17 protein-coding genes are annotated in these 16,384 nt (G+C 69.5%); 5 read left to right on the plus strand and 12 right to left on the minus strand.

The window, feature by feature from the left end; genetic code table 11:
* Window positions 1-119: 119 nt before the first annotated feature.
* The 12 genes from flgL to RHOOR92_RS0115430 all read right to left on the minus strand — a co-directional run bounded on the left by flgL (window position 120) and on the right by RHOOR92_RS0115430 (window position 11,864).
* Window positions 120-1,322, minus strand: coding sequence for a flagellar hook-associated protein FlgL (flgL, locus tag RHOOR92_RS0115375; protein WP_007511370.1), 1,203 nt, complete (start codon window positions 1,320-1,322; stop codon window positions 120-122).
* A gap of 3 nt (window positions 1,323-1,325) precedes the next feature.
* Entirely contained in the window at window positions 1,326-3,200 is a 1,875-nt protein-coding gene (gene flgK, locus RHOOR92_RS0115380; protein WP_027490655.1) for a flagellar hook-associated protein FlgK, read from the minus strand.
* 72 nt (window positions 3,201-3,272) lie between these two features.
* A complete protein-coding gene (flgJ, locus tag RHOOR92_RS0115385; RefSeq protein WP_007511375.1) occupies window positions 3,273-4,349 on the minus strand; it encodes a flagellar assembly peptidoglycan hydrolase FlgJ in 1,077 nt (358 codons plus the stop codon).
* 15 nt (window positions 4,350-4,364) lie between these two features.
* Window positions 4,365-5,588 (minus strand): flagellar basal body P-ring protein FlgI, encoded by a 1,224-nt coding sequence (locus RHOOR92_RS0115390; RefSeq protein ID WP_231378406.1) that lies wholly within the window; start codon window positions 5,586-5,588, stop codon window positions 4,365-4,367.
* Window positions 5,588-6,268, minus strand: coding sequence for a flagellar basal body L-ring protein FlgH (flgH, locus tag RHOOR92_RS0115395; protein WP_007511379.1), 681 nt, complete (start codon window positions 6,266-6,268; stop codon window positions 5,588-5,590). The genes RHOOR92_RS0115390 and flgH overlap by 1 nt, the downstream gene beginning before the upstream one ends.
* Before the next feature lie 11 nt (window positions 6,269-6,279).
* Complete coding sequence (flgG, locus tag RHOOR92_RS0115400; RefSeq protein ID WP_007511381.1) at window positions 6,280-7,065, minus strand: flagellar basal-body rod protein FlgG; 786 nt, start codon at window positions 7,063-7,065, stop codon at window positions 6,280-6,282.
* A gap of 50 nt (window positions 7,066-7,115) precedes the next feature.
* On the minus strand, window positions 7,116-7,856 hold the full coding sequence (flgF, locus tag RHOOR92_RS0115405; protein WP_015448515.1) for a flagellar basal-body rod protein FlgF: 741 nt from the start codon (window positions 7,854-7,856) through the stop codon (window positions 7,116-7,118).
* A 146-nt stretch (window positions 7,857-8,002) separates the two neighbouring features.
* Window positions 8,003-9,226, minus strand: coding sequence for a flagellar hook protein FlgE (gene flgE / locus RHOOR92_RS0115410; protein ID WP_007511386.1), 1,224 nt, complete (start codon window positions 9,224-9,226; stop codon window positions 8,003-8,005).
* Between the two features lie 37 nt (window positions 9,227-9,263).
* The gene (locus RHOOR92_RS0115415; RefSeq protein ID WP_231378407.1) at window positions 9,264-9,902 is read right to left on the minus strand and encodes a flagellar hook capping FlgD N-terminal domain-containing protein; all 639 of its coding nucleotides are present in this window, start codon (window positions 9,900-9,902) and stop codon (window positions 9,264-9,266) included.
* 34 nt (window positions 9,903-9,936) lie between these two features.
* A complete protein-coding gene (gene flgC, locus RHOOR92_RS0115420) occupies window positions 9,937-10,353 on the minus strand; it encodes a flagellar basal body rod protein FlgC (protein WP_015448518.1) in 417 nt (138 codons plus the stop codon).
* Complete coding sequence (gene flgB, locus RHOOR92_RS0115425) at window positions 10,353-10,757, minus strand: flagellar basal body rod protein FlgB (RefSeq protein ID WP_007511392.1); 405 nt, start codon at window positions 10,755-10,757, stop codon at window positions 10,353-10,355. Before flgB ends, flgC begins: the two co-directional genes overlap by 1 nt.
* Window positions 10,758-10,925: 168 nt before the next feature.
* Window positions 10,926-11,864: a chemotaxis protein gene (locus tag RHOOR92_RS0115430; RefSeq protein ID WP_007511394.1), complete on the minus strand. Its 939-nt coding sequence runs from the start codon at window positions 11,862-11,864 to the stop codon at window positions 10,926-10,928.
* Between the two features lie 196 nt (window positions 11,865-12,060).
* Between RHOOR92_RS0115430 and RHOOR92_RS0115435 the strand changes: the two genes are divergently transcribed.
* The 5 genes from RHOOR92_RS0115435 (at window position 12,061) to RHOOR92_RS0115455 (ending at window position 16,358) form a co-directional block, all read left to right on the plus strand.
* Window positions 12,061-13,365: a methyl-accepting chemotaxis protein gene (locus tag RHOOR92_RS0115435; protein WP_007511396.1), complete on the plus strand. Its 1,305-nt coding sequence runs from the start codon at window positions 12,061-12,063 to the stop codon at window positions 13,363-13,365.
* A complete protein-coding gene (flgA, locus tag RHOOR92_RS0115440; protein WP_027490657.1) occupies window positions 13,362-14,093 on the plus strand; it encodes a flagellar basal body P-ring formation chaperone FlgA in 732 nt (243 codons plus the stop codon). Before RHOOR92_RS0115435 ends, flgA begins: the two co-directional genes overlap by 4 nt.
* 109 nt (window positions 14,094-14,202) lie before the next feature.
* On the plus strand, window positions 14,203-14,526 hold the full coding sequence (gene flgM / locus RHOOR92_RS0115445) for a flagellar biosynthesis anti-sigma factor FlgM (protein ID WP_007511401.1): 324 nt from the start codon (window positions 14,203-14,205) through the stop codon (window positions 14,524-14,526).
* Window positions 14,523-14,969, plus strand: coding sequence for a flagellar protein FlgN (locus RHOOR92_RS0115450; RefSeq protein ID WP_027490658.1), 447 nt, complete (start codon window positions 14,523-14,525; stop codon window positions 14,967-14,969). The genes flgM and RHOOR92_RS0115450 overlap by 4 nt, the downstream gene beginning before the upstream one ends.
* 105 nt (window positions 14,970-15,074) lie before the next feature.
* Window positions 15,075-16,358 carry an HDOD domain-containing protein gene (locus RHOOR92_RS0115455; RefSeq protein ID WP_007511404.1) on the plus strand — a complete coding sequence of 428 codons (1,284 nt, stop codon included), beginning with the start codon at window positions 15,075-15,077 and terminating at the stop codon, window positions 16,356-16,358.
* Window positions 16,359-16,384 lie beyond the last annotated feature (26 nt).

The raw sequence follows: 16,384 nt of genomic DNA on the forward strand, positions 1-16,384 counted from the left end.
GTATCTCCAGAAGGGGTCGTAGGTGCCGGTGGCCGGCGGTGGTAGCCAGCGGGGATTCCGATGGGAACACCGCCGCCTCAGACACTGTTTCGACCCCCACCATGGAAACTTGAGCCTTGTCAACGCAAATAGTCGAACAATTTTGAACCCTGGATCTTGGTGAACGTCTGCTGTGACGCCTGCAACGCCGTGGTCTGCGCACCGAGCTGGCTGATCGCGTCGTAGTAGTTCAGGTCCTGCACGTCCGACAGCGCGCCCTTGTACTGCAGCGTGAGGTCGTCGTTGAGTCCGCGTTGCTGGTCGAGCGCGTTCATGCGCGCGCCGACCATGCCGCGCGTGCGGCTGATGTTGTCGATCGCCTGGTCGAGATTGGCGAACTGCGTGTTGATGCTGTTCTGCATGTCCGCGCCGCCGCCGTTGGGCTGGCGCAACGTGGCGATGATCTTGTCCAGCGTGGTGAACACGTCCTGCCTGGCTGAGGCGCCCAGCGCGAACGCGTCGCCCGCATTGGGCTTACCGCTGAACGCTACCTGCGCACCGCGAAAGTTGATGCTGCCGCCGATGGTGGCGTCGTAGCTGCCGCTGTCCAGCACCGTGCCGGCGCCATCGCGCACTTCATACGCATTGGCCGCGGTGAACACGATGCGATAGCTGCCGCCGCCCCACGCCGAGGGATTCGCGTTGGGGTTGCTGACGCTGCTGGCGCCGGCCACCGCGCCGCCCGTGTTGGCTGCAGCGGCACTGACCGCGAACGTGCCGTTGCCGGTGGGGATGTCGGCGAACACCGTGCTGCCCGGATCGCCGGTGGCCACCTGCAGGCCGGGGCCGGCTGCGACCATGCGCTGGCCGTCGTCGCCGACGTAACTCACGCCGTTCTGCGCGACGAACGGCATCGTGCCGGTGCGGTTGCCGGCGAACAGGTAGTCGCCCTGGCCGTCCTTGCTGTTGGCTTGGCCGAGCAGTTGCTGGCGCAGCTGCAGCATCTCGGCGGCGATGTCGCCGCGGGTCTGATCGGTCTGCGAACCGTTGGCGGCCTGCAGCAGCAGCGTGCGCACGCGGCCCAGCACGTTGCTGACGTTGGATAGGGTCTGGTCTTCCAGCCCCAGCCGCGCGTTGGCGCTGGTGATGTTGCGCTGGTACTGCGCGGCGTCGGCGGTGAGATGGGTCAGATCCAGTGCGCGCGCTGCACCTACCGGATCGTCGGACGGCTGGTTGATGCGCTTGCCGGTGCTCAACTGGATGTTGAGGTTGGACAGGTCGCTCTGCCGCTCCATCATGCTGCCGACGGACTGCTGCTGCATCCAGCTGGTGGAAACGCGCATGGCTTACCCCTTCACGGCGCTGAGCAGCGCGCCGAAGATGTTGTTGGCGGTGCTGATGACCTGCGCGGAAGCCTGGTAGGCCTGCTGGTAGCGCAGCAGGTTGGCGGCTTCCTCGTCCAGGTTCACGCCGGACACGCTCTGCTGCGAACTCATCGCCTGGTGGTACACCGCGGTCTGCGTGGTCAGGTCGTCCTTGGCCAGCGCGCCGGCGCTGCCGACCTGGCCGACCAGCTGGCTGTAGGCACGGCCGGCGCTGGTGACGCCGCCGTCGAGCACGCCGAGATTGGCCACCTTGCCCAGCATCAGCGCGTTGCTGTTGTCGCCCTGCGCGTTGCTGTTGGCCTGCACGCCGAAGCTGTCGCCGGCCTGCGGTGCGCCGCCGAACTGCAGGCTCCAGCCGTTGTGGACGATCGGCTGACCGGGGGTGAAGACCTGCGCCGGGCCGCCGTCGATGCTGTAGCTGGTGGTCGAGGCGAACACCACGGAGCTGCTGTTGAACAAGTTGGGGTTGCTGCCGTCGCTGACGCTGACTGCCGCTGCTGCGGTGCCGGTGTTGCCGGCCGCGGCAGTGGCCTTGAGCGGCGCGGCGGCGGCGACCTTGTCGGGGTCGTCGATTGCCATCGAGAAACTCGCAGCGGCGTTGCGGCTGGGCTGCACGCGGAAGCTGTCGCCGGCGTTCGCGCTGCCGCCCACCACCAGGCTCAGCCCGGCAGCGACGAACGGATCGGCGCTGGTGCCGCTGCCGCTCAACGCGACGCTGTTGCCGCTGGTGTCACGCATGCGCCAGCTGCTGCCGTCGTAGCTCAGCACGTAATCCTTGCCGGTCAGCGCGCCGATGGCGCCGATGGCGGCACCCAGCGTGCCGCTGCCGCTGTTGGTACTGGCCGCCTGCACGGTCGGGCCGGCCACGTCGAAGAAGGTGCCGCCGAGCTCGCCGCGCAGGTCCATGCCCTGCGCGTGCTGTGCGTTGAACGCACTGGCCAGCGCCTGTGCGGCACGGCCCAGCTGGTTCTGCGCGGGATCGAGCACGTTGCCGCGAAAATCCAGCAGCGCGCCCAAGGTGCCGCCGCCGATGCGCCCGCTAAGCACGGCGCCGGACGCCGCGCCCACCACTTCCAGCCGGGTGGCGTCGTACATGTTGGGCGCGGTGCCCAGCGCGTGCGCCTCGGTGCCGGTGACCAGCGCCTGGCCGTTGCCCACGAACACGCTGAGGGTGTTGTCGTTCTGCGGCACCACGCTGATGCCGACCTGGCCGGCCAGCTTCTTCACCAGCGCATCGCGCTGGTCGAGCAGGTCGGCCGGCGGCGTGCCGTCGGTGGCCTGCGAGGAACGGATCAGCCCGTTCAACCTGGCGATCGACTGGCTGTCGCTGTTGATCGCATCGACCGCCTCGCCGATCTGCTGCTGTACCTGGCCGGAAAGCTGATTGAACTGGCCGGACAGCGCCCTGAACGTGCTGGCCAGCCCGCCCGCGCGGGCCAGCAGCACCTGGCGCGAAGCCGCGTCCGACGGTGCGTTGGCCATGTCCTGCACGGCGCCGAAGAAGCTGTCCAGCGAGGTCTGCAGGTTGCTGTTGCCGGACAGCTGGTCGTTGAGCTGGCCGGTGAGGCTGGCCATGCTGCTGGCGCGGCCCTGCGCCGAGGTGGCCGACCACAGCGAGCTGTTCAGGAACTGGCTGTAGGCGCGCTGCACCGCCACGGTATTGACGCCGGTGCCGACGTAGTAGTTGGCCTGCCCCTCGGGCAGCCGCGCGGCGTACGACACCAGCTGGCGACTGTAGCCGTCGGTGTTCGCGTTGGCCACGTTGTGGCTGACCGTGCTGAGCCCGATCTGCGCGGCAAGCAGCCCGGACACGCCGGTCGAAAGCATGTCAGCCATGGATCATCCTCGACACCTGAAGCGCCGCCGGAACGGCACGGCACGTGATCACGGTAACGGCCGGGCCCGCGTTCACTTGAGTTCACCCGACGACCGCAGCGCCGCCAGCGCCTCGCGCATCTGCGGGCTGTTGGCGATCGCGGTGATCTTGGCCGCGTACGCCGGGTCGGTCGCGTAGCCGCCGCGCACCAGTGCACGCGCAAAGCCGGCGATGTTCTCGCCCTGGCCCAGCGCCTGCGCATAACGCGGGCTGTCGGTCAGCAGGCGGGCATAATCGGAGAACGATTCCGATGGCGAGTCGTAGGCACGGAACTGGTCGCGACGGCGCACCGCCACGCCGCCCTCGTACTCCAGCGTGGGCACGCTGACCTTGTCGCCATCCCAGCTGCCGCCGGCCTTGATGCCGAACAGGTTGAAGCTGCTGCTGCCGTCGCGGTGGCTGGGCAGGTGCTTGCCCCAGCCGGTTTCCAGCGCGGCCTGCGCCAGCAGCGCGCGCACCGACACGCCCAACTGCTTCGCCGCCTGCTCGGCGTGCGGCGCCAGCGCGCGGACGAAACCCACCGGGTCGCCGCCCGGCAGCAGCTGCGCCGCGCTGCCGGCCGCCTCGAGCGCGCCCTGCGCCATGCGGTCCAGTGCCTGGCGCCATGCCGAGCCGGCGTCGGCGGTCGAGGGCATGGCCATGATGCCGGTGCTGCCGGCCGCCTCGTCGGCCCCGTCAGCCGCGCCGCCACCGGCGCCCAGTTGCAGCAGCGCTCGCACGTTGGCGTTGGCCACATCGGCAGTGGGCGGCGGCAACCGCCCATGGGCATCGACGGCGGCCGTCGGCGGCTTGCCGCCCAGCTGGCGCACCAGCATCTTCGCGATGCCGAGGCCGTTGTTGCCGTTGGCCAGGCTCAGTGAGAGCTGCTGGTCGAACAGTTGGCGATAGGAGTCGACCTGCTCGCTACCGGCGAAGTCGCTGCCCATGCTGGCGTTGGCGTCGCGCATCGACTTCAGCATCATCTGGGTGAAGATCGCCTCGAACTGCTTCGCCACTGCCGGCAACGCACCCTTGCCGCCATCGCTGCGCGCTTGCGCGCGCAGTTGCTGGAAGCCGGACAGTTCGGTCCAGGTGTCGAGCGCGGGCGCGGGGCTGTTGGTCGGCGTCATGGTTCCGTCGCTCGGTCAGATCACCACGAGGTCTGCATGAAGCGCGCCAGCCTGCTTCAGCGCCTGCAGGATCGAGATCAGGTCGCTCGGCGTGGCGCCGACCTGGTTCACCGCGCGCACGATGGTGTCCAGGCTCACGCCCGGGCCGAACTTGAACATGTGCGCGCCCTCTTCGCTGACCTGCACGCTGCTGCTGGGCACCACCGCGGTCTGCCCGCGGCCGAACGGCGCCGGCTGGCTGACCTGGGGCTGCTCGCTGATGGTGACCTGGATTGCGCCGTGCGCCACCGCGGCGGCGCTGACCCGCACGTCGGAACCGATCACCACGGTGCCGGTGCGCGAGTTCACCACGATGCGCGCCGGGGCATCGCCCGGCTGCACGTCGAGGTTCTCGATCGCGCCCAGCCATGCCACTTTCTGCGCCGGATCCTGCGGCCCGCGCACGGATACCGAGCCGCCGTCGAGCGGCTGCGCGGTGCCGGCGCCGTAGGCCCGGTTGACCGCCGTGGCGATCCGCGTGGCGGTGGTGAAGTCGGCGGTGTTGAGGTTCAGCATCAGGTCGCCGCCGCCGGCGAACGACGAGGGCACGATGCGCTCCACCGAGGCGCCGTTGGGGATGCGCCCGCTGGCGGAGATGTTCACCTGCACGCTGGAGCCGCTCTTGCCCTGCGCGCTGATGCCGCCGACTACCACGCTGCCCTGCGCCACCGCGTAGACGTTGCCGTCGGCGCCGCGCAACGGCGCCATCAGCAACTGGCCGCCGCGGATGCTCTTGGCGTTGCCGATCGAGGCGACGGTGACGTCGATGGTCTGGCCCGGCTTGGCGAACGGCGGCAGATCCGCCGTCACCATCACCGCCGCGGCGTTCTTCAGCTGCGGCCGCGCGTTGGCCGGCACCGTGATGCCGAACTGCTGCAGCATGTTCTCCAGGCTCTGCGTGGTGAACGGCGCCTGCGTGGTCTGGTCGCCCGAGCCGTCCAGGCCCACCACCAGGCCGTAGCCGATCAACTGGTTGCTACGCACGCCCGCCACCTGCACCAGGTCGCGGATCTTGTCGGCATGGGCCGGGGCGATGGCGCCGAGCAGCAACACCAGTAATGCGGCGATAGCGCCCCTCCCCCTGCCTGCAGGGGGAGGCTGGGAGGGGGTAAAGCTTTTGATCTTCCGGCGAAGAGCACCCCACCCCAGCCCTCCCCTGCAAGCAGGGGAGGGAGCAGAAATGCGCGGTGTGGTATTCATCAGAACGGCATCCACTTGGAATTGAAGAAGCGCGACAGCCAGCCGCGCGTGTTCGCGTCGGCCAGGGTGCCGCGGCCGGTGTAGCTGATGCGCGCGTCGGCGACGCGGGTGGACGGCACCACGTTGTCCTGGCCGATGTCCTGCGGGCGCACGATGCCGGAGATGCGCACCAGCTCCTGGCCCTGGTTGATGGTCAGCCACTTCTCGCCGCGCACCAGCAGGTTGCCGTTGGCCAGGCGCTGCGCCACGGTGACGGTGATCTGCCCGGTGAGCTGGTTGCTCTGCGTGCTGGAACCGGCGCCGTCGAAGCTGCGTTCGCCGTCCAGCCCGATGTTCGCCGCCTTGCCGCCGATCGAAATGCCCTGGCCGAGGATGGTGGGCGACGCGATCTTCGCCTTGTCGGTCTTGCTGGTGGTGGTGGTGGCCTTCTTGCTGGCCTGGGTGCTTTCCACCAGCGCCACGGTGAGGATGTCGCCCACGCGGTGCGCGCGGGGGTCGGCGAACAGCTCCATGTTCTGCTGGTCGTGGTAGATCGAGCCGTCGGCCTGCCCCGGCGCGATCTGCGCCGCGGGCGGCGGCGTCGGCGCCCATTCGGCATCGTCGTGCGCGCGCGGGCCGCTGGCGCAACCGGCCAGCAGGGCCAGCGCGCACAACGCGAAGGGATAGCGACGAACGGACATCACGGCGCGCCTCAGGTCTTGTTGGTGAGGAACTGCAGCATCGAGTCGGCGGCGGACACCGCCTTGGAGTTCATCTCGTAGGTGCGCTGGGTCTCGATCATGTTGACCATCTGCTCCACCACGTTGACGTTGGAGCTTTCCAGCGCGCCCTGCGCCAGCGTGCCCAGGCCGTTCAGGCCAGGCTGGCCGATCTGCGGCGAGCCGCTGGAGGCGGTTTCCAGGTAGAGGTTGTCGCCGTTCGGCTGCAGGCCGGCGGGGTTGATGAAGTCGGCCAGCTGCACGGTGCCGATCTGCTGCGTCGCGGCCTGGCCCGGCACGCTCACGCTGATGGTGCCGTCGCTGCCGATGGTGATGCTCTGCGCGTTGGCCGGTACGCTGATGGCCGGATCCACCGCGTAGCCGTTGGCGGTGACGATCTGCCCGTTCTGGTCCATGTGCAGCGAGCCGTCGCGGGTATAGGCGATGCTGCCGTCGGGCATCGTCACCTGCAGGAAGCCGCGGCCTTGCACGGCCACGTCCAGCGAGTTGCCGGTCTGCTCGATGTTGCCCTGGGTGAACAGCTTCTCGCTGCCGGCCACGCGCACGCCGGTGCCCAGCATCAGGCCGGACGGCGCCTGGGTCTGCTCGGTGGTCTGGCCGCCGGGCTGGCGCAGGTTCTGGTAGACCAGGTCCTGGAACGAGGCGCGCGCGCTCTTGTAGCCGGTGGTGTTGGCGTTGGCGAGGTTGTTCGAGATCACGTCCATGCGCGTCTGCTGCGCATCGAGGCCGGTCTTGGCTACCCACAGGGATGAGAACATGTCGATGGACTCCGTCTGGACGTCTGGATGTCTTTATGAAATTCGTGTGATCAGGTCATCTGCAGCAATCGCGAGGCCGACTGCGCGTTTTCGTCGGCGCTGTGGATGGCGCGGATCTGCAGCTCGTACTGGCGCGAGAGCTGGATCATCTGCACCAGCGTCTGCGCCGGGTTGACGTTGCTGGATTCGAGCACGCCGGACTTCAGCGTCACCGCGGGGTCGGCATCCGCCGTGGCGCCGCCGGCCAGGTGCATCAACCCGTCGCTGCCCAGCGCGAGCTGGTCGGCGGCCGGGTTGACCAGCTTGATGCGGCCGACCGCGGCGATCGTCTCCGGACCCTGCCCCATCGGCACCACCGACACCGTGCCGTCGGCGCCGATGTTCACGTGCGCGCTCTGCGGCACGCTGATCGGGCCGCCGTCGCCGAGCACCAGGTTGCCGCGGGCGTCGGTGAGCAGGCCGTCGGGGGTCAGCCGCAGCTCGCCGGCACGGGTATAGCCTTCGCTGCCGTCGGCGCCCTGCACCGCGATCCAGCCGGCGCCCTGCACCGCCACGTCCAGCTCGCGGCCGGTCTCGATCTGGCCGCCCTCGCGCAGGTCCACGCCCAGCCCCTGCGCCACGCCGTTGATCCGCGTGGGCAGGCCCGGACCCTGCACCGCCAGCGGCTGGAACGCCGACAGCTGCGCCTTGAAGCCGACCGTGTCGGCGTTGGCCAGGTTGTGCGCCACCTCCGACTGCCCGCGCATCATCTGCGTGGCGCCGGTCATGGCTACATAGAGCGAACGATCCATGGAAAACCTCGAATGGTTTTAACTCGTCATTCCGGTGCAGGCGGAATCCAGCGTGTTGCCTTGACGTTGTGTCCCGGCTTCCGCCGGGACGGCTCTTTCACTGGATCCCGGCCTGCGCCGGGATGACCTCACGCATTCGCGTGAGGTCAGTTGCGGATGTTGATGATGGTCTGGGTCAGCTGGTTGTCGGTGGAGATCACCTGCGCGTTGGCCTGGTAGTTGCGCTGCGCCTTGATCATGTTGACCAGCTGCGCGGTGAGGTCGGCGGTGTTGGAGGCCTCCAGCGCACCGGCCTGCACGCTGCCGAAGGTGCCGTTGCCGGCCGCGCCCATCACCGGCGTACCGGAATCGTAGGAAGCGGCCCAGTTGGTGTTGTCCAGCTGGCGCAGGCCCTGTTCGTTGGAGAACTGCGCCAGCGCGAGCTGGCCGAGCGCGGTGGTCTGCCCGTTGGAATACTTGGCCTGCACCACGCCCTCGCGCGACACGTCGATGCTGGACAGGATGCCGGTCGGATAGCCGTCCGGATTGATCGCGCTGGCCGCGTAGGCGTTGCCGAACTGGGTGGCCTTGCTCATGTCCAGGCTGAGCTGCATCGGGTCGGCGCCTGGGCTGACCGACACCGCCGGGAAACTCAGCTTGCCGTTGGCTGGCGCGACCAGTGCGCCGCTGCTGTTGAAGGTCAGCTGCTGCGACGCGCCGGTCGACGTGCCGTCGATATACAGGCTCGCGTTCCACACGTTGGCAGCGGCACCCTTGACGAAATAGACCACGCCGTTGTGGGTGGCGCCGAGCGAATCGTAGGCCGTGAACGGCGTGGCCTGGTTGTAGCTGGCCGGATCGTTGAGCGGGTCGAACGCGGTGGCCGGCGGCGTGGCGTCCGACGGCAGGTTCAGCGACATCTGCACGGTGCCGGTGGCCTTGGCCGCGTTCTGCGAGGTGAGCAACTGAAGGTCGGTCAGCGTGCTGTTGTCGAAACCGCCGTTTGCGACCGGCGGAAACACCTGCAGGCGCTGGCCGTTGGCATTCATCACGTAGCCGTTCTGGTCCTTCTGGAACGCGCCGGCACGGGTGTAGGAATAACCCTTGCCGTCACGCATGGTGAAAAAGCCGTCGCCGCTGATGGCGAAATCCAGGCTGTTATTGGTGGTCTCGACGCTGCCGGCGGTGAATTGCTGCGCCACGTTGGTCAGCCGCACGCCGCTGCCGGTCTGGCTGGAGCTGAGGTTCGGGCCGGCGGCGTTGAACAGCTCGGCGAACTGGGTGCGCGAGCCCTTGAAGCCGGTGGTGGCGGTGTTGGCGATGTTGTTGGCGGTAACCTCCAGATCCTTCGAGGCCGCGTTGAGACCGCTCAAGGCAATGTTGAAAGCCATCGGATAATTCCTCTGTGTTGAAGCCCCCGCGGGGCCATCAGTTGATCTGCGCGACCTGGCTCAGCAGGGCACCGCCAAAACCGTCCACATCCAGATAGACACCGTCGCTGCCGGTCATGCCCACGCCGGTGACCTTGCCGCTCGCGTAGGTGGCCACGGCGGTATTGCCGGCCTGCGCCGCCAGGCCATAGGCTCCCGCCGGCAGCGCCTGGCCGTTGTCGCCCGTGCCGTCCCAGTGGAACCGCACCAGGCCCGCCGCCGGCGTGCCCAGGCTGATCGTGCGCAGCACGTTGCCGTGCGTGTCGCTGATCTTCACCAGCACCTGGCCGCCGCCGTCGGGCACGTTCACCGCGCCGTCCAGGCCGCCGTCGCGCAGCGTGCCGGCCGCGGACGGCACCACCACGTTGCGCCCCACCATGCCGCTGGCCTGCAGGATCTGATTGCCCTGCAGCGCGGCGCTGAGTCCGTCGAACGAGCTCTGCAGTGCCTGCGTCGCCGAGACCTGGCTGATCTGCGCCAGCTGGCTGACCATCTGCGAGGAATCCATCGGCTTGGTCGGATCCTGGTTGCGCATCTGCTGCGTCAGCAGGCTGAGGAAATCGGCCTGGCTCAGGGTCTTGTCCTTGCCCGCGCTGGCCGCCTGGCCGGCGCTGGCACCCACGTTGGAAACATTCATGCCGCTCATGCCGTCTGCCTCATGGTTCGCCGCCTCACTTGCCCAGGTCCAGCGTCTTCTGCATCAGCTGGCGGGTGGAATTCATCACCTCGACGTTGTTCTGGTACGAGCGCGAGGCGGAGATCATGTTGACCAGCTCGTCCACCGGGTTGACGTTGCTGCTGTAGACGTAGCCGTCGGCGTCGGCCAGCGGGTTGCCGGGTTCGTAGCGGCTGGGGATCGCCGCCTGGCTCTCGGTGACGCCGAGCACCTGCACGCCTTCGCCCGGCGCATCGCTGCCGTCCAGCCGGCTCTTCACCGCGGCGAACAGCGGTTCGCGCGCGCGATAGGCCGCTTCCGGCGTGGTCGCCACGCTGTCGGCGTTGGCGAGGTTGCTGGCTACCGTGTTCAGGCGCAACGACTGTGCCGCCATGCCGGAACCGGCGACGTTGAAGATCGAGAAGAGCGACATCAGCCCTGGCCTCCGGTGATGGCGGTGCGCAGCATGCGGATCTGTGCGGTGATGAAGGACAGGCTGGCCTGGTAGTGCACGCCGTTGGCGGCGAAGGCGGCCTGTTCGGCCTGCGCATCGACGGTGTTGCCGTCCATGCTCGGCTGGGTCGGCACGCGGTAGGCGAGCGCGCCGTCCGCCGCCGGCCCGGCCGTGCCGATCTGGCCGGCGGCCGTGGTCTGCAGCGGCAAACTGCCGGCGCCGCCGCTGGCGTCCGCCAGCACCTTGCGGAAGTCGACATCGCGGGCGAGATAGCCCGGCGTATCGGCATTGGCCAGGTTGTTGGCGAGCACTTCGGTACGGCGCTGCCACAGGTCCAGTGCCTGGGTATGTATGCCGAACAGGTTGTCAGTGGTCAGGGACATCGCTTCGCTCCGCGTGCAGTTGCCGCACGGAGCTGGAGGCAAATTGCATGCCACCCCGGGGGAAACCTTGCTGCGACTGGGCTGGCGAAGCCATGCCCGCGACGCCACGAAGGCGGCGTCGGCGAAAAGACGGATTGTTGACGCCCCTGCGCGCGAACCGCGCCGGAGTCAGCCCGCCGGCGTTTCCGCCGGCTCCGGCAACAGCTCCAGCACCGCCTGCGCCAGCAGGTCCGGCTGGAACTTGGCGACGAAACCGTCGGCCTTGACCTCTTTCACCATCGCCTCGTTGAAGATGCCGCTGAGCGAACTGTGCAGCACCACCTTGAGCTGGCGCAGGCCTGGCGCCTCGCGGATCGCGCGGGTCAGCGCGTAGCCGTCCAGCCGTGGCATCTCGATGTCCGACACCACCAGCCTGACGCCGTCGGCGGGGTCGCCCACGGCGAGTTCCTGCAGGCGCTCGAGCGCCTCGCGGCCATCCGTCGCCACCACGCACTCGATGTTCATCTGCTTGAACAGGCCGACCAGCCGACGGCGGGCGATCAGCGAATCGTCCACCACCATCACCCGCCGCGGCGACAGCGCGCGGGTGTCGGCGGCGCGCTGCATCTGCATGGACAGCTCGGCCGGCGCGGCGTCGATACTGGCCAGCACATGCTCCACGTCGACCACCGCCATCAGCGCGCCGTCGATGCGGGTTACCGCGTTGACCCGCGCGCCGAAGCCCAGGTTGCTCGGCGGCGCCACCAGCGTTTCGCCTGCGCACTGCACCATGCGCTGCAGGTCCGCCACCAGGAAGCCCTGCACCGAGCGGCTGAACTCGGTCACCATCAGGTGCGCCGATGCCACCTCGCGCAGCGGCGCGTAGCCCAGCGCGGCGGCCAGGTCGATTACCGGAATGGTCTGCCCGCGGTAGTCGCAGCTGCCGGCCAGCAAGGCGTGCACGCCCGGCATGCGCTCCAGCGGCGGCCGGCGCAACACCTCGCGCACCTTGAACACGTTGATGCCGAACAGCTGCTCGTCGCCCAGCCGGAACAGCAGCATCGCCACGCGGTTGTGCCCGGCCAGTCGGGTGTGCTGCTCCACTTTTTCCAGCAACGTGCCGCCCATGCGGTCTCCTCGGGTGGGTTGCCGCCGTGGCGGCCGTACGCGGTGGCTATCGGCCGCGGCCTGCCGAGCTTGAGCGGCGCCGGCGAAGGGGCCGCCCCGCCTCGGGCTGGCATGCGACTTGCTTCCTCAAGTTTCGAAGGTTGTTGTCGATGCAGCGACTGCACTCCCGCGCCATAACCAAGGTGATCTCCGCCCCATGAGCCTGATCTGGAACCAGCACCTCACTGCCCTGGTGGAGGCCGCCGCCGCCGGCGACGACGCGAAGGTCGCCGCGCTGCGGCGCCGCTACCCGCGCGCGGCGCAGGCGCTGGCGCCGCTGCTGGCCCGCGTCGTCGGCCGCCCGCCCGCCTCGGTGGCGCTGCAGACGGTGGAACAGCAGAGCCTGGTGCTCGGCGCAGTGCAGCAACTGTCGCGCGAACAGGCGGCGCTGGAGAAGGCCGCCAGCGAAGGCCGCGGCAGCGTCGATCGTTTGACGGATGGCAGCGCCGGTATCTCGACGGCGCTGCAGCAGATCGGCGCCGACCTGGACCGGGCCGGCCAGGCCGGGCAGGCCGGCGAACGCAGCGTCAGCGAACTCGACGGCCAGTTGCGGCTGCTGCGCAGCGCGCTGTCGGCGATGAACCGCAACCAGAGCAAGCTGGCCGAGCAGGTTGCGCAGATCCGCAAGCTGATCGGCGTGGTGCAGGAGATCGCGCACCAGACCAACCTGGTAGCGCTGAACGCGGCGATCGAGGCGGCGCGTGCCGGCGAGGCGGGCCGCGGCTTCGCCGTGGTCGCCGACGAGGTCAAGCAGCTGGCGGAGAAGACCACGGCGGCCACCGCCGAGATCGAGACCGTCACCGGTTCGATCGGCGACTTCTCGCTGCAGCTGGACGGCGACGTGCAACACGGACTGCAGCAGCTCGAGCGCGCGCAGGCCGGCGTCGGCCAGTCCGGCACTACCCTGCGCGAGGGCAGCGAAGTGCTGCAGGCCGCCAGCGGACGCATCCACAAGCTGCAGCAGAACCACGACGTGCAACACGCGCGCGCCACCGCGGCGCAGGCCGCGCTCGGTGCGCTGCAGCGCCGCGGCAACGAGGCGCGACGCCAGTCCGACTCGCTGCACCGCGCCGCCCTGCTGGCCCATCGGCTGGGGCTGGACTGGCTGGAAGGCGAAAGCGGCCGCGACCCGGCCAGCCTCAGCCTGACCCTGCGCGAAGCATCGCTGAGCCTGCGCCAGGCGGCGGAGCTGGCGCTGCTGGAACCGGGCGCGCTGGACCGGCGCTGGTTCGACACCCACGCAATCAACCGCAGCGTCGACCGGCTGGGCGCCCTGTACCAGGGCCACCCCGCCAGCGCCGGCCTGAGCGACAGCGGCAGCCGCCTGTGCGAACAGGGCAGCCGCTTCGTCTCGCTGCTGTGCGATGGCCAGCTCGAACAGGCCGCCGCGCTGTCACAGCAGATGGAATCCGGACGTGAAGCCCTGCTGGGGCAACTCGGCGCCCTGCTGGCGGACGCATGAGGAAACCCCGGCTCATCGCTCTCGGTGTGCTGGTCGCCGCGCTGGGCAGCGGTGCGGCGTGGCCGCAGCGGGCCCGTGCCGACACCGCGGCCACCGCGACGCAATCGCCCGACAGTGTGCGCAGCGCGGCCGAGCAGGCCGTGCGCGAGCACTACGCCCTGCCCGGCGGCCGCGTGGTGGTCAGCGCCGCGCCGCTCGACCTGCGCCTGCGCCTGGACGCCTGCCGCGAGCCGCTGCGCGCGGTGATCCCCGCCCACGCGGCAACCTCATCGCGCATGACGGTGCCGGTGCAGTGCCCGCAACCCGGGGGCTGGACCGTGCGGGTGCCGTTGCGGCTCGAGCTGTTCCGCCAGGTGCTGGTGACCAGCCGGCCGCTGCTGCGTGGCGACGGCCTGGGCGCGGCGGACGTGCACGCGGAAGAGCGCGACGTCACCCGGCTCGGCTACGGTTATATCGACAATCTCGCCCAGGTGGCTGGCCGTACGCTGACCCGCGCGCTGGCCAGCGGCAGCGTGCTTTCGCCCGGCGCGCTGGGTGGCCGCCGCATGGTACGCGCCGGCGATCGCGTGGAAATGGTGGCCCGGCTCGACGGCATCGAGGTGCGCGCAGCCGGCGTGGCGATGGGCAGCGGCGACAACGGTGCCCGCCTGCGGGTGCGCAACGAGAGCTCGGGCAAGGTGGTCGACGCAATGGTCAGCGCCCCCGGCGTGGTGGTCGCACTGCCATGAGCCGGACAAACCGGTGCCCACGCCGCTACGCTCGCCATTCACCCCTAAAGTTTCCGCGACAGCGGCCGATCTGACGGTTACAGGGCCACCCCCCAGCGAGCACGGACCCATGAATACGACCATTCCCAACAACGGCTTGCCGAAATTCACGCAGACCACCGGCAGCTCGGGCAACGGCCCGGCGGCGACGGCCAGCGGCCCGGCGGATGCCGCGGCGTCCGCGCCCAAGGCCGGCGACCAGCTCAAGCTGACCGATTCGGCCCTCGCGCTGCAGGAAGCCGCGCGCACCGGCGACAGCTCCGCGATCGACGCGCCGCGGGTGGAACGGCTGCGCCAGGCGCTGGCCGACGGCAGCTACACGATCGACGCCAACCGCATCGCCGAGCGCATGCTCGCGCTGGAACAGCAGCTCGGCGGCACGGGCAAGGCATGAACCGACGCCTGCAGCACGACCTGGACGATGCGCTGGCCGCGGTGCTGGGCGACATGCAGCAGGCGGTCGACCGGCTCGCGCAGGTACTCGAGTCCGAACGCTCGGCGCTGGACGCCAGCGACAGCGACGCGCTGGACCAGGCCGGCACGCGCAAGCAGGCGCTGATGCTGCAACTGGAGCAACTCGATGCCGAGCGCCAGCAGCTGGCGTCCGAACAGCCGGCCGTGGCAGCCGCGGCAGCGGCCGGCTGGAGCCGGATCGTGCAGCGCCTGCAGTATTGCCACCTGCTCAACCAGCGCAACGGCAGCGTGGTCAGCCAGCGGCTGAACCAGACGCGCCGGGCGCTGGCCGTCCTGACCGGGCATGCCGGCGACAACGAACTGTACGGCCGCTCCGGCGAACTGCAGGCCAGCCTGCGTTCGCAGGTACTGGCGGCGGTATGACAGCGCGATGAGAGGCGGCACCCCCAGCTGCCCACGCAGACGATCTTCCCACTGACCGCGAAGCAGCCTCCCCGGCATGCCCAGCGTTAACCACGACGACTGATCATGAGCCATCCGAACGCCTCCACCGCTGTCACCCCCACCATCGGCGCGCCGGGTCGCGACGGCGTGCCGACCTCGGTGCCGCTGCCGGTGTTGCGCGTACCCATGCTCGACCGCGAGCGCCAGCTGTTCGCCTACGAAATCGTCTTCCATCGCGAGCCCGGCGACGAACAGACCCTGCTGCAATGCGTGCTGTCGACCATCACCGACGGCGCACTGACCCGGCTGGTGCGCGGCAACCGCGCCTTCCTCAACATGCCGGCCGAGCTGCTGCCGGAAGACTCCGACGTGCTGCTGCACCAGCCCCGCCTCGGCGTGGTGCTGCAGCCCCACGTGGCCAGCGACACGGCGCTGATGAAGCGCCTGCAGCAGATGGCGCAACGCGGCTGCCAGTTCATGCTCGACGTGGCCGGCGCCGACCTGCAAAGCAGCCTGCCGCTCGAGACGCTGCTGCAGATGGTGCAACTGGTGCGGCTGGACGCCAGCCATCTGAGCCCCGAGCGGCTGAAGGAGCACGCCGAGCAACTGCACCTGCGCGGCATCCAGGTGGTGGCCGGCCACGTCAACGACCACCCCACCTACGAACGCTGCCTGCAACTGCCGCTGGAGGCGATCCAGGGCCGCTACCTGCTGATCCCGCAGCCGGTGGCCGTGCCCGTGCTCACCGCCAACCGGCTGAGCATGCTGCGCCTGATGCGCGTGCTGCAGGAAAGCAACCCCGGCCCGGTGGAACTGGGCAACATCGTGCGCGACGACGCGGTGCTCAGCTACAAGCTGCTGAGCTGCGTCAACTCGGCCTACTTCGCGCTGCCGCGGCAGCTGAAATCGGTGCAGCAGGCAGCGATCTTCTTCGGCGTCACGCGCATGCGCAACTGGATCGACACCATGTCCATGTGCGGCATGGACGACCGCCCGCCGGAGCTGCTGCGCGCCGCGCTGATCCGCGCCCACATGTGCGAGAAGCTGGCCACCGGCATGCCCAACGGCCATCCGGAGATGGCCTTCACCGTGGGCCTGTTCTCCCTGCTCGACACGCTGATGTGCGCGCCGATGGAGTTCCTGCTGACCCACCTGCGGCTGGTGCCGGAGATCAGCGACGCGCTGACCGGCCGCGGCGGCCCGTTCGCGCCGTTGCTGAAACAGATCCTCGCCTGGGAGGCCGGCGAGCTGACCAGCGAACACGCCGTGCCGCAGCGCATCCAGCGCATGGCCACGATCTACCTGGGCGCCACGCAGTGGGCCGATCAGGTGTTCGCCTCTGCCGGCGGCAAGTCGGCCACGGCGTAAGGAGTCCGCACGCAAGGAGCGCGCGC

The organism is Rhodanobacter sp. OR92 (assembly GCF_000427545.1).
Classification (GTDB): domain Bacteria; phylum Pseudomonadota; class Gammaproteobacteria; order Xanthomonadales; family Rhodanobacteraceae; genus Rhodanobacter; species Rhodanobacter denitrificans.

What these genes read in the sequence shown, in the direction of transcription:
- RHOOR92_RS0115435 (WP_007511396.1), top strand. Translation starts at nt 12,061, where the DNA reads ATGAGCCTGATCTGGAACCAGCACCTCACTGCCCTGGTGGAGGCCGCC.
- flgM (WP_007511401.1), top strand. Translation starts at nt 14,203, where the DNA reads ATGAATACGACCATTCCCAACAACGGCTTGCCGAAATTCACGCAGACC.
- flgH (WP_007511379.1), bottom strand. Translation starts at nt 6,268, where the DNA reads ATGTCCGTTCGTCGCTATCCCTTCGCGTTGTGCGCGCTGGCCCTGCTG.
- flgE (WP_007511386.1), bottom strand. Translation starts at nt 9,226, where the DNA reads ATGGCTTTCAACATTGCCTTGAGCGGTCTCAACGCGGCCTCGAAGGAT.
- RHOOR92_RS0115455 (WP_007511404.1), top strand. Translation starts at nt 15,075, where the DNA reads ATGAGCCATCCGAACGCCTCCACCGCTGTCACCCCCACCATCGGCGCG.
- flgB (WP_007511392.1), bottom strand. Translation starts at nt 10,757, where the DNA reads ATGTCCCTGACCACTGACAACCTGTTCGGCATACATACCCAGGCACTG.
- flgF (WP_015448515.1), bottom strand. Translation starts at nt 7,856, where the DNA reads ATGGATCGTTCGCTCTATGTAGCCATGACCGGCGCCACGCAGATGATG.
- flgC (WP_015448518.1), bottom strand. Translation starts at nt 10,353, where the DNA reads ATGTCGCTCTTCTCGATCTTCAACGTCGCCGGTTCCGGCATGGCGGCA.
- RHOOR92_RS0115390 (WP_231378406.1), bottom strand. Translation starts at nt 5,588, where the DNA reads ATGAATACCACACCGCGCATTTCTGCTCCCTCCCCTGCTTGCAGGGGA.
- flgA (WP_027490657.1), top strand. Translation starts at nt 13,362, where the DNA reads ATGAGGAAACCCCGGCTCATCGCTCTCGGTGTGCTGGTCGCCGCGCTG.
- flgK (WP_027490655.1), bottom strand. Translation starts at nt 3,200, where the DNA reads ATGGCTGACATGCTTTCGACCGGCGTGTCCGGGCTGCTTGCCGCGCAG.
- RHOOR92_RS0115430 (WP_007511394.1), bottom strand. Translation starts at nt 11,864, where the DNA reads ATGGGCGGCACGTTGCTGGAAAAAGTGGAGCAGCACACCCGACTGGCC.
- flgL (WP_007511370.1), bottom strand. Translation starts at nt 1,322, where the DNA reads ATGCGCGTTTCCACCAGCTGGATGCAGCAGCAGTCCGTCGGCAGCATG.
- flgJ (WP_007511375.1), bottom strand. Translation starts at nt 4,349, where the DNA reads ATGACGCCGACCAACAGCCCCGCGCCCGCGCTCGACACCTGGACCGAA.
- RHOOR92_RS0115415 (WP_231378407.1), bottom strand. Translation starts at nt 9,902, where the DNA reads ATGAATGTTTCCAACGTGGGTGCCAGCGCCGGCCAGGCGGCCAGCGCG.
- flgG (WP_007511381.1), bottom strand. Translation starts at nt 7,065, where the DNA reads ATGTTCTCATCCCTGTGGGTAGCCAAGACCGGCCTCGATGCGCAGCAG.
- RHOOR92_RS0115450 (WP_027490658.1), top strand. Translation starts at nt 14,523, where the DNA reads ATGAACCGACGCCTGCAGCACGACCTGGACGATGCGCTGGCCGCGGTG.